The 12,008-nt window shown below is 63.9% G+C and carries 10 protein-coding genes; 5 read left to right on the top strand and 5 right to left on the bottom strand.

The genetic code is table 11. The features are described 5' to 3' along the window. Window positions 1-92: 92 nt before the first annotated feature. Window positions 93-2,633 (bottom strand): TonB-dependent receptor plug domain-containing protein, encoded by a 2,541-nt coding sequence (locus tag M2333_RS01825; protein WP_264610681.1) that lies wholly within the window; start codon window positions 2,631-2,633, stop codon window positions 93-95. Between the two features lie 719 nt (window positions 2,634-3,352). Between M2333_RS01825 and M2333_RS01820 the strand changes: the two genes are divergently transcribed. After that, window positions 3,353-5,350, top strand: a complete 1,998-nt coding sequence (locus M2333_RS01820; protein WP_264610680.1) for an NAD(P)/FAD-dependent oxidoreductase — start codon at window positions 3,353-3,355, stop codon at window positions 5,348-5,350. 47 nt (window positions 5,351-5,397) lie between these two features. Then, a complete protein-coding gene (locus M2333_RS01815; RefSeq protein ID WP_264610679.1) occupies window positions 5,398-6,804 on the top strand; it encodes an amino acid permease in 1,407 nt (468 codons plus the stop codon). Window positions 6,805-6,884: 80 nt separating this feature from the next. Here M2333_RS01815 and M2333_RS01810 read toward each other — a convergent pair whose 3' ends face one another. The 3 genes from M2333_RS01810 to M2333_RS01800 form a co-directional block, all read right to left on the bottom strand. Next, window positions 6,885-7,250, bottom strand: coding sequence for a c-type cytochrome (locus M2333_RS01810; RefSeq protein ID WP_264570983.1), 366 nt, complete (start codon window positions 7,248-7,250; stop codon window positions 6,885-6,887). 11 nt (window positions 7,251-7,261) lie between these two features. Continuing rightward, window positions 7,262-7,777 (bottom strand): hypothetical protein, encoded by a 516-nt coding sequence (locus M2333_RS01805; RefSeq protein WP_264610678.1) that lies wholly within the window; start codon window positions 7,775-7,777, stop codon window positions 7,262-7,264. 123 nt (window positions 7,778-7,900) lie between these two features. Then, window positions 7,901-8,368 (bottom strand): Lrp/AsnC family transcriptional regulator, encoded by a 468-nt coding sequence (locus M2333_RS01800; protein WP_264610677.1) that lies wholly within the window; start codon window positions 8,366-8,368, stop codon window positions 7,901-7,903. Window positions 8,369-8,505: 137 nt separating this feature from the next. Here M2333_RS01800 and alr point away from each other — a divergent pair, with 137 nt between their 5' ends. The 3 genes from alr to M2333_RS01785 are packed head-to-tail and all read left to right on the top strand — an operon-like array spanning window position 8,506 to window position 11,283. Continuing rightward, a complete protein-coding gene (gene alr, locus M2333_RS01795; RefSeq protein WP_264610676.1) occupies window positions 8,506-9,645 on the top strand; it encodes an alanine racemase in 1,140 nt (379 codons plus the stop codon). Further along, entirely contained in the window at window positions 9,642-10,898 is a 1,257-nt protein-coding gene (locus M2333_RS01790) for a D-amino acid dehydrogenase (protein WP_264610675.1), read from the top strand. The genes alr and M2333_RS01790 overlap by 4 nt, the downstream gene beginning before the upstream one ends. A 37-nt stretch (window positions 10,899-10,935) precedes the next feature. After that, on the top strand, window positions 10,936-11,283 hold the full coding sequence (locus M2333_RS01785; protein ID WP_264610674.1) for a RidA family protein: 348 nt from the start codon (window positions 10,936-10,938) through the stop codon (window positions 11,281-11,283). A gap of 387 nt (window positions 11,284-11,670) precedes the next feature. On the opposite strand, the gene M2333_RS01780 is transcribed toward M2333_RS01785, so the two are convergent. Continuing rightward, window positions 11,671-11,985 (bottom strand): MarR family winged helix-turn-helix transcriptional regulator, encoded by a 315-nt coding sequence (locus M2333_RS01780; protein WP_264570991.1) that lies wholly within the window; start codon window positions 11,983-11,985, stop codon window positions 11,671-11,673. Between the last annotated feature and the right edge of the window lie 23 nt (window positions 11,986-12,008).

Below are 12,008 nucleotides of genomic sequence, written 5' to 3'. Positions count from 1 at the left end.
AATGCACGATGATCAATTGTGCGGGGGCCCCTCCTCAAACGCAAAGGGCCCGGGAGTTGTCTCCCGGGCCCCGCATCGCTCGGGGGGCGAACTCAGAATTTGAAGTTGAGGCGAGCGTAGTAGAAGCCACCCTGCCAATCGACGACCGAGTCCGTCCGGTAGATCCGGCCAGCCGTAGGCTGGAGCAGATCCGGCGCGGGATAGTGATCGAGGATGTTGCGCGCGCCGACGGAGATGGTGAAGCTCTCGTCGAACGTGTAGCTCGCCTCCAGATCGATCTGGGCCTGTGTCTTGAACGACTGGGTGGGATTGGCGACCGTCTCCGACGGCGCCGTGGCCATGGCCGTATAGGGACCGAACAGGTTGGCCCGCGCCATGAGCGAGACCGCGCCCATGCTGTGGACCGCCGACAGCGTCCCGCGCCAGCGTGGCGCCGCGTTGCGGAAGTTGTAGTCCTGATAGACGGTAAACAGCGACGGGATCTTGAGGCTCTCGATCTTGTACCAGTTGGCGTTGAAGCTGGCGGCGAAGTTGGTCTTCATGCCCCCGCCCCAACGATGGTCGTAGGTCAGGATCGCGTCGAAACCGCGCGTGTCGGAATCGAAGGCGTTCTGGAAGAAGTTGACGCTGGCGATGCTATCCGCGCCGACCACGCCCGCCGCGATCATCTGCGCCTTGAGCGCGTCCGTCACCGCGACATTGCGCGTCGAGTAGAAGGCGTCGCGGATCTTGATGATATAGCCGTCGAGCGAGAGGCTGAGGCCCGGCATCGGTGCCAGGGTCAGGCCCAGCGTGTAGTTGGTGGACTTCTCAGGCTCCAGTTCCTTCGCGCCCAGGAACTGGGACACGGGATTGGTGGCCGGGAAGAGGCCGGCCTGCGTAAACACGCCATTGACCGTTCGGATCGAGACCGATGTGGTATTGATGAGGCCCGGGGACGGCGCGTGGAAGCCCGTGCCGATCGAGCCGCGCATCGCGATGCCGGGCGTGAACTCGTAGCGGAAGGCCGCCTTGCCGTTCACCGTGTTGCCGAAGTTCGAGAAATGCTCGAAGCGGCCGGCAAGGTCGACGAACAGCCCCTTGATGGGATCGGTCGACAGTTCGAGATAGGCCGAGACGCTTTTGACACCCCAAGTACCGGCGGCCGAGGGCGGCACGCCGTTCACGCCGTTCGAACCGACCGGCAACACATTATAGGCGGGGTCAATGCCGGCAAAGCCATCGGCTGTGCCGGCCTGGTAATTGGCGCAGTTGATGCCCTTGTTGGTTGGCGCGCCGGGGTTCAATGTCCGGGTCGCCTCGTTGCAGAAATCGAACGGATCGGTCGCCGCGAACGGTCCCCCGCGATAGGAATCGAGCTCGCCCGGCCGGATCGTATATTCCTCGTTGCGATACTCACCGCCGAAGCTGACGACGAGCGGCGTCTCGAACGCAGCGACCGGGATCGAATAAGAAAGGTCGGCGTTCAGCGCGAGCTCGCTGTCGATGTAGGTCGAGGGCTTGAAGGAGCGCGGCGAGTTCGGGCCCAGTGAGGCATTAACCGTGTCAACGATCTCATAGGCCAGCTTGTCCCAGCCATAGCGTGCGCTGATGTCATAGCTCAGCGCATCGGAGGCGGTGGTGCCCTTGATGCCGGCGACCGCGCTCCAGTCCGTTACAACCCCGGAGAAGACAGGGCTAAAGCCGGCGGGGAAGATGTCTGTGAAGGAAAACACGCTGCCGTCCTGCAGTCGGACGGGCACGCCGTTCACCGGCTGATTATTCGCCGGGTAGCGATAATTGGCATAGGCCGAGCCCTTGGATCGCGAGAAGTTGCCGAAGGCATAGACCTGCGCAGTGTCACTGATGTCGATGCCCGAGTTGACGACGGCGCGGAACGCCTCGGTCTTGGGCTGGCCCCATTTCTGCAGCGGGGTGTCCAGATCGACCAGCGCGGCATAGGCCGGGTTCGCTGCCGCATAAGCGCGGGCGTCGAAGGTGGTGCTGGTATATTGGTTGGCCCGGGTAGTGTAATCGTCTCGGCTATATTGTGCCGTGACGTTGACGAAGCCGTTTTCCGTGAGCTTCATGCCGACATTGCCCGCGACCATCAGGCTGTCGCCGTCGCCCTCATAATATTGGCCGGCCTGGGCGGTCAGCGAACCGCCATGATTGTCGTCCTTCAGCATGAAGTTGATCACCCCGGCAATCGCATCCGACCCATATTGGGCGGCCGCGCCGTCGCGCAGTACCTCGACGGATTTGAGCGCGAGCGATGGGATGACAGCGGAATCAGCGCCTTGCGCGCCGGTGCCGGAAATGGCCACGCTGGCCGACTTGTGGCGGCGCTTGGAGTTCATCAGCAGCAGGGTCTTGTCTTCCGGCAGGCCGCGCAGCGTGATCGGGCGAACGAAGGTGCCGGTGCTGGAGTTGGGTTGGCGCGTAACGTTGAGGGAGGGAACCAGCGTCTGCATCACCGCGACGGTGTCGGTGCTGGAGATCTTCTCGATATCCTCCTGGTTGAAGTGATCGATGGGAACAGGCGAGTCCTGAACGGTGCGCGGGGTGCCGCGCACGCCGGTCACGACGATGTCCACGTCCGCCTCTCCCGAATTGTCTGCGGGAGCCGTCTCGGTCTGCGCGATCGCTGGCATTGCGAGCGTGAGCGCTAGAAGAGACGGGGAAGCGAGACCCAAGCGTTTCGCGAAATGCTTCATGAGAACCCCTTTTTGACCGTTGCTTATCTTTGCCCCGGATCGTCTGTTGTCCGGTGGAGGATGAGGCCCCGAAAGGCCGGCCGCCATGAGAGGAATAGTAAGGTCGGGCCCATGAGCGAGTGTTGCCGTTTTTTGACGGATCGCTGGAAGAATATGCCATCGCAGCGAGCGGCAGCAGGGCGATCAATCTGAAATACGTCTTTCGTCGTATATGACTCCATGGCCGGACGATGCAGCGCCGTCCCGCTTCTTGAGTATCTACAAGAACCGATATTTTCAGCGGGTTTCGGTCTATTGCATCCGGTACAAAGAATCCCGCGCGCGAGGGAAGCGGCGTGACGGTGGCCCGGCTGCGAGCAGGATCGCGCGCCTGTCCCGCAGGCGTGCGGGAGGCCTTTGCGGCAAAGGTCCCGCCACGAGCGATTCTGCGTGAAACGGCGAACGAAGACGTCCCTTTTCGGCATAAAATGCTTCGCCATGGCCCGCTTTCGGCAACATCGCGAAAATCGCGCTGATAGCGTTTGCTTTCCAGGCCCGGGGGGAGGATCGGGCGCTCCGCACAGGATCCAGCAAGGACCAGCGGTCAGCCTGGCGATCCTGAACAAGGGTTCGTCATGAAGGCGATGCTATCTTCCCGCTGCACGAAGGAATCATCTATGAGCGTTGGAGACAAGAATCTTGGAATGGATCGCCCGATCCAGCGGCGCGACTTCATTCAAGGCATGGCGGTCACGGCGGGGGGCGCCATGGCGGCCGCCAGCGCCAGCCCGGCCATCGCCGCAAAAGCCCGCGCAGCCGCCTTCGCCAATGCTGACGGCTCCGCCACTCCGGAGACCTACCCGCCACTGCGCACCGGCATGCGCGGCCAGCATCCCGGCGCATTCGAGGGTGCGCATGCATTGCGCGACGGCGAGAGCTTTCCGGGCGCGGAGGATACCAAGGAAAGCTATGATCTGGTGGTGGTCGGCGGCGGCCTGAGCGGCCTTGCAGCCGCCTATTTCTTCCGCAAGCGCGCCGGCCCCAATGCGCGCATCCTAATCCTCGACAATCATGACGATTTCGGCGGCCACGCCAAGCGCAACGAGTTCCTGTACAACAGCAAGCAGCTCATCTCGAACGGCGGCTCGTCCTATATGGTGGCGCCATCCAAATGGACCTATGAATCCATCTCGCTGATCCGTGAGCTGGGGATCGAGAAGGGCACCCCCACCGACCGGGTGGACGGCCAGCTCTACCGCTCGCTCGGCATGCAGCCCGCCACCTTCTTCCGCAAGCAGGTCTATGGCGCGGACAAGCTGGTGCCCGGCGGCACACCCACCAGTCCAACCGCGCAGTGGCTGGCACAGACGCCCTTTCCCAAGCAGGTGAAGGACGATCTGCTGCGGATCACCACTGCCAGCATCGACTATATGAGTGGGCTTACCCCAGCGGAGAAGACCGCCCGGCTGCAGGCTATGAGCTATCGCGACTATCTGCTGAACGTGGCGAAGGTGCATCCCGACGTCGTGCCTCTGATGCAGGGCATGTGGTGCCTGGGTGCCGATATGGGCACGGCCTGGTTCGCCTTCTTCCGCATGCGGCCCGGCTTTCAGGGCCTCGGGCTTGAGCGGCCGGCGCTGTCGCCCGAAAGCGAGGAGCATCGGCTGGACGATTTTTCGCTGCCGGCCGGCAACAGCGACATTGCCCGCCTCATCGTGCGCGCGCTCATTCCGGACGCCCTCGCGCCGGGCGATTTCGCGGCGGTCGAAACCAAGCGAGTCAATTATGCGGCACTGGACCGCGCACAGCAACCGACGCGGATCCGCCTGTCCAGCGTGGTCATCCGGGTGAAGCATGCCGCCACTGCCGGGCGCCTGTTCGATCCGGACAACAGCGAATGCGAAATCACCTATATGTCCGGCGGTAAGGCGAAGCTGGTTCGCGGCGCGAATGTGGTGCTGGCCTGCATGAACAATATCGTGCCCTATCTGGTGCCGGAGCTGCCGGAGGATCAGAAGACGGCGCTCCATGCAGCAGTCCGCGCCGTCAACCAGGAAACGAACGTGCTGTTCCGCAATTGGGAGCCCTTCGCCAAGCTCAAGACCAACGCCGTCACCTTCCCGAACAGCTTCTATGGGCGCATGAGCCTGGCCGCCCAGCGCTATTTGGGCGAGCTGGTGCCTTCGCGCACGCCGTCTGAGCCCATTGTCGTGAGCTTCGGTACCGGTGCCAATTCGGGCATTTGCTCCAACACCACCATGCTTGGCGAGCTCATGGGCGGATCGCCGCCCGAACCCGGCACACCGGCCGACGACCAGTTCCGCATGGCGCGGATGGGCCTGCTCCAGACGCCGTTCGAGCATTTCGAGCGCGCGATCCGGAGCCAGGCAGCTGCCGCGCTGAGCGGGACCGGCTTCGATCCCGCGCGGGACATCCTCGCTATCACGGTCAATCGCTGGGCGCATGGCTTCACAACCGGCCGCAATTCGCTCTTCGAGCCGGATAAGCTGGGCCAGACCTCTCCTGTCGTGACGGCGCGTGCGCCGTTCGGGCGGATCACCATCGCCAATTCGGATGCGGGTGGCGTCTCCACCGCCGGCACCGCCATTGACGAGGCGTTCCGGGCCGTGCGCGAACTCGAGCAGAACCAGATTGGCTTCTACGAACAGATTTGACGCGACGCCGGGCGATCACACATCGCCCGGCAGATAAAGGGGCAGACATGCGTAACTGGAATCGCCGCAAGCCGATGGCGCTCGACACGCTTTCATCGGCGCATCGCCTGCGCCCGACGCTGAGTTGGTGGCACCTCATCGCCCTGGGCGTTGGCGCCATCGTCGGTACAGGCATCTATACGCTGGTCGGCATCGGTGCCGGCCTCGCCGGTCCGGCAGTCATCCTGTCCTTCGCGATCGCGGGCGCGGTCTGTGCCTGCGCGGCGCTCTGCTATGCGGAAGTGGCGACGATGATCCCTGCATCAGGGTCAGCCTATACGTACAGCTATACGGTGATCGGCGAGCTTGTCGCCTGGATCGTGGGCTGGAGCCTCATCCTTGAATATTCGCTGGTTGTCAGCGCGGTCGCGGTCGGCTGGTCGGGTTATACCGCCGGCTTCCTCACCTCGCTCGGCATCCCCTTGCCCGCGGCGATCAGCGCCGGCCCTCATGCGGGCGGCCTGCTGAATGTGCCGGCGGTGCTGATCGTCTTCGCGGTGGCCGGGCTGCTCGCGCTCGGTACGCGGGAGAGCGCGGTCGTCAACGCCATCCTGGTGGTCGTGAAGATCGTGGCGCTGGTCCTGTTCATCGCCGTGGCCCTCCCCCATTATGACGCCGGCCAATTCCACCCCTTCATGCCTTATGGCTTCGCCGCGCATGACGTGAATGGCGTGCAGCATGGCGTGATGGCGGCAGCGGCGATCATCTTCTTCGCGTTCTACGGGTTCGATGCCATCTCGACGGCCGCGGAGGAAACCAAGAACCCCGGTCGCGACCTACCGATCGGCATCGTCGGCTCCATGCTCATATGCACAGCGCTTTATGTGGGCGTAGCGGCGGTCGCGGTCGGCTCCATGCCCTACACCACCTATGCCAACAGCGCAGAGCCGCTGGCGCTCATCCTGCGTTCGCTGGGTCAGGGCAAAGTCGCGGCGATCATCGGCGCGGCCGCGATCATCGCGCTGCCGACCGTGATCCTGGCATTCCTCTTCGGGCAGAGCCGCATCTTCTTCGTCATGGCGCGTGACGGGCTGCTCCCGGCGAAACTGGCCCGGGTCAATGCCCGGACCGGCACGCCGATCCGCATGACCATGGTCACCGCCCTGGTCGTGTCGGTGCTGGCCGGCCTCGTTCCGCTCGATGCGATCGCCGCGCTGGCCAATGCCGGCACGCTGGCGGCTTTCATCGCGGTGGCCGCCTGCATGCTGATCATGCGTCGCCGCGAACCCGATCGTGCGCGCATCTTCGCCACGCCGCTGCCCTGGGTGGTCGGCCCGCTCGCGATCATTGGCTGCCTCTATCTGTTCTGGAGCCTCCCCGGCACGACGAAACTCTTCTTCCTCATCTGGAACGTCGTCGGGCTGGTGATCTATCAGTGGATCGGCCGCCGCACAGACGCGGCGCCAGCCGCCTGACGGCAACGACCAAAAACCCGTGCTCCTGCCTCCGCGGGAGCACGGGTTTTTGCATTTCGCCGCCGCTCAGGCGGACCGACCTACTTCAGCGTTTTCAGATAGGCGATGATGTCCGCGCGTTTGCCATCGTCCGGCACGCTGATGGCCATCCGCGTGCCGGGCACGAGCTTGGCCGGCGCGGTCAGGAATGTATCGAGTTCCTTGGTCGACCATGTCCTGCCCCACTTCGCGAGCGCCGGCGAGGGAGCGGTCATGCCAGGCACGACGCCGGCCTTGCGTCCGACCACGCCCGCAAGGCTCGGCGCCAGCTTCTTCTCGCCGGGCTTCGTGCCGTGGCACACGGCGCATTGAGCAAAGGCCGCCCGGCCCTTGTCCGCCGACTGGGCGAGCAAGGGCGCGGATGACAGGGTGAGAACTGCACTCAGAACAAAGGTCGCGATACGCATCTGGTCTCCACTCAACTCAACAGGTTCCAGGGACGATAGATCAGGATATTGCCATCGTAGCTATAGGTCAGCGTCTTGCCGTCCGGCGAAATCTTGTAGGTCGCCTGCAGGTCGACCTTCCCGTGACGGGTCACGGTCAGGCTCAGCGTCGCGTCGTCGACTTTCCTCAGCGAGACGACATTATAGGCCAGGCCCCCGGCGGTACTGTGATATTCGATGCCGGGCGTGCCATCGACCTGCGCCGCCCAATGGCCGGAGGTAAGCGCGCCAGACGCTGTCAGCGTCGTGAATGATACGAGGATCTTGCCATCCTCCGTATAAGCGAAACTGCGGATTGCGGCCTGCGGCTTGGCGCCCTTGTAGGTGGAGGCTACAAGATCGACCTTCCACAGGCCGATGATGCCCGCGGGGGCCTGCTCCCGCGCATCGCGGAGTGACTGCGCCGGTTCGGCGGCCGAAACGGGCGATACGGAGAGGCTGGTCGCCATCATGGCTCCGGCGAGCAGGGTTCTGATCCAGGAATTCATACCGATCCTCCAGCAAAGGCCGCGCAGTAGCGGCAGAATATCGGGAAGAATATTCGCAGGGGTGCGCGACATTTTCTGCCGATTGCGCAGTGATGCGCGCGCGTCTCTGCGGGGAGGAGCCCGTCAGGGAGTGAAATTGCGGGATGTTAGCGCTCCGCCAGGCAGCACCTTGCGCATGGCAATGCTCGAATGGATGCGCGCGACGCCGGGCAGGCGCGAGAGGACGTTGGTATGCAATTCCTCGTAGGCCGCCGCGCTGCCCGTCGCGACGCGAATGCTATAGTCCGCATCGCCCGTCATGAGGTAGCATTCCCGTATCTCCGGATGTCGCCGCACCGCGCTCTCGAACCGGCGGAGATATTCCTCGGTCTGTTTCTCCAGCGTGATGCGCACGATCGCCACCGTCGCCTCATCTTCTTCCGGCAGCCCCACCACGGCCACATAGCCGCGGATCACACCTGATTTCTCAAGAATCCTGACCCTGCGCAGGCAGGCGGAAGGAGACAGGCCGACCGCTTCCGCCAGGCTCTGGTTGGAGATACGGCCATCGGTACGCAGCAGCCTGATGATATGTCTGTCGATCTTGTCCATGAACGTCGAAGCATATTGCGCACCGGCGCCTCTTTTCTACTGAATTCCGGCTTGAAACGGCAACTTCTGCATCTGTTGGGCAGAACATTCGAAGCGCCTGCTGATATCCCTTGTCACCATCAGGCCCGGGGTGACCAATGGACAATTCTGACAGTATCGAAGGCGCGATTCTGACGATCGACCTGTCCGCGCTGGTCGCCAATTATGCCCGGCTGCGCAATCGGGTCGCACCCGCCGAACTGGCGGCCGTGGTGAAGGCGGACGCCTATGGCTTGGGCGCAGGCATCGTGGTGCCCGCCCTCGTGTCGGCCGGGTGCAGCCATTTCTTCGTCGCGCATCTGGCCGAGGCGCTCGCCATTCGCCCGCTCGTGCCGGCAAACAGCACCATCTATGTGCTGAACGGGCTGACACCCGGCGCCGAGGCGATATGCGCGGACCATGCTATCGTGCCGGTGCTTAACAGCCTGGGCCAGGCGTGGCGCTGGCGCGATCTGGCCATCCAGCGCAAATGCCCACTATCCGCAATTCTGCAAGTCGACAGCGGCATGTCGCGCCTGGGCCTCTCCCCGGAGGAGGCCCGGCAACTCGCGGGCGACGCGCAGTTCCGCCGCTCGGTGCCGCTCCGCGCGATCATGAGCCATCTCGCCTGTGCAGACGAACCGCAAAATGCTGCGAACGATCGCCAGCGCACGCAGTTCGAGAAACTGGCCGAGCTGTTCCCCAACGTGGCCCGGTCACTCGCCAATTCCGGCGGCTGCCTGCTCGACAGCGTGTTTCATGGCGACATCGCCCGCGCCGGCATCGCGCTTTACGAGGCCGACCGTGCCGACGGCGCGGAGGCGCCCTTCGCCCCCGTCGTGCGGCTCGATGCCAGAGTGATCCAGCTCCGCACGGTGCCGGACGGCGCTGGGGTCGGCTATGGGCTCGACTGGCAAGCGCGCGGGGAACGGCGCCTTGCGACGCTATCGGTAGGCTATGCCGATGGCTGGCCACGCGCCCTCTCCAATCGCGGAGCGGCTTGGTCCGGCGGCGTCCGTCTACCAATCGCGGGTCGCGTGTCGATGGACAGCATGACCGTGGATGTGACGGCCCTCGCGCCCGGCGCGCTCGCGGAAGGCGATTTCGTCGAGCTGATCGGCCCGCACCAGCGCCTTGAACAGGTCGCGCGCGATGGCGGCACCATCGCTTATGAGATCCTGACGAACCTCGGCGCCCGCTATGCCCGGCACATCCTCCCCCTCGCCTGCCCGGCACCCCCATTGGAGACAATCGCATGAAGGTGCTGATCCTCGGCAGTGGCGTGATTGGCGTCACCTCCGCTTATTATCTCGCCAAGGCCGGGCACGAGGTGCACGTCGTCGACCGGCAGCCCGGCCCGGCGCTGGAAACCAGCTTCGCCAATGCCGGTGAAATCTCGCCCGGCTACGCCTCGCCGTGGGCCGCGCCCGGCGTTCCCTTCAAGGCGCTTAAATGGATGGTCTCGAAGCATTCGCCGCTCATCCTGCGACCCGGTCTCGATCCGGCGCGACTGCTCTGGATGGCGCAGATGCTGCGCAACTGCACGGGCGCGCGCTACGCGGTGAACAAAGCGCGCATGGTGCGAATCGCGGAATATAGCCGTGACAAGCTGATCGCCCTACGGGCCGACACCGGCCTTGCCTATGACGAGCGCATGCAGGGCACGCTCCAGCTCTTCCGGACCCAAGCGCAGATGGACGGCATCGCCAAGGATGTCGCTGTGCTGCAGGCCGATGGCGTACCGTTCGAGGTGCTGGATCGGGAGGGCTGCACACGCGCCGAGCCGGGGCTTGCCGATGTTTGCGGAACATTCGTCGGCGGCCTGCGCCTGCCCAATGACGAGACCGGCGATTGCTTCCTGTTCACCAACGCCCTTGCCGAGCTGGCGCAGAGGCTGGGCGTGCACTTCGACTATGGCACGGCAATAGACGGGATCGAGGTTGATGCGGACAGGGTGACGGGCGTGCGCACCAGCAAGGGATTCATGCGTGCCGATGCCTATGTCGTAGCCCTCGGCAGCTATTCGCCCGCCCTGCTGCGTCCGCTCGGTATCCGCCTGCCGGTGTATCCGGTGAAAGGCTATTCGATCACGGTGCCCATCGTCGACGAGGCCCGCGCGCCTGTCTCGACGATCCTCGACGAGACCTACAAGATTGCGATCACGCGTCTGGGTTCGCGCATCCGGGTCGGCGGCATGGCGGAGATCGCCGGGTTCGATCGCCGCCTGCGCCCCGCCCAGCGCGAGACGCTCCAACTCTCGCTCGGCACCCTGTTCCCCGGTGTCGCGGACATGGGCGCGGGAACTTACTGGTCGGGCTTCCGGCCGATGACGCCGGATGGCACGCCTGTGATCGGCAAGACGCGCTACGGTAATCTGTTCCTCAATACCGGTCACGGCACGCTGGGCTGGACAATGGCCTGCGGCTCGGCCCAGGTCGTCGCGGACATCATCTCGGCTCGACCCACGGAAATCGAGGCCGTCGACCTGGCCATTTCGCGCTATGCAGCCTGACGCCGCAAGCGATCATTTTTATCGACAAGGAGTAAGCATGAGCATCGAACGTCTCGATCAGGGCCCACGCATGAGCCAGGCCGTCATCCATGGCGACACCATCTACCTTGCCGGCCAGGTCGGTGCGCCGGGCGAGAGTGTCACTGCGCAGACGCAGGCCGTGCTGGCGCAGATCGAGGCGCTGCTCGCCCGCGCTGGGAGCGACAAGTCGCGCATCCTGAGCGCCACCGTCTGGCTCGCCGACATGGCCGACTTCGCCGAGATGAATGCCGTCTGGGATCGCTGGGTCGGCGGCAGGGACGCCCCAGCCCGCGCCACCGGCGAAGCCAGACTCGCCACGCCCGACTACAAGGTCGAGATCATTATCATCGCGGCGCGAGACTGAAGGCGCCGCCTCGGCCTTCGCTCACAACCGGCTGACAGCCTACTTTTGCATTTGACTCGCATTAGTGCGAAAATGCAGGCTCCTCTTGTGAAAATAGGGGGAACATGAATACGAATTGGTTGCTGTCCACGTCACTGCTCGTCGCGGACTGATCTGACGCAATCGACCGACGTTGAGACATTCCTGCCGATCGATGCTCGCAATGGAAATGTCCGGCTACGCCGAATCCGGTCATTCGTGTAGCGGGTTAAGCCTTCGCTATGGTGTTTAGGCTTAGGAATACTTCGACGAGTGGGTTTCAGTCAGTGGGGAGGCCAACTGGCGGCGAGGTGTCAGAGGGAACGAGGGCATCACAGTCATCCGTCCAGGCTTCCTGCGCGGTGCAGACTAGAGCTTATCGATCTGGTCAATCACCTTGCGCATCAATGAGAGGAGCTGCTCCCTCTCCTGATCGGATAACCCGGCGAGAAGCAGATCTTCGCGTTCTAGCGCCGTGGCCAGTAGCCGATCGTAGAGCTCGCGACCCTCTGCAGTCAATTCATAGGGCTTGGTGCGCCCGATGAACCGGCCGGCTTTAGGGGAAACATATCCTTCCGCCGCCAGCTTCGACATCGACCGGCTGACCGCGCCGGCATCCATCGCGATGAGATTTACGACCATCTGGGAGCTTGCCGTGCCCTGCGCATGGATCGACGCAAGCACGCGCCATTCGCCAATTCCGATGC

Origin of the sequence: Sphingobium sp. B11D3B (assembly GCF_025961735.1) — a bacterium.
Taxonomy (GTDB): Bacteria; Pseudomonadota; Alphaproteobacteria; order Sphingomonadales; family Sphingomonadaceae; genus Sphingobium.
Note: the sequence above shows the minus strand (reverse complement) of the source record. Positions and strands in the feature narration are given on the sequence as shown.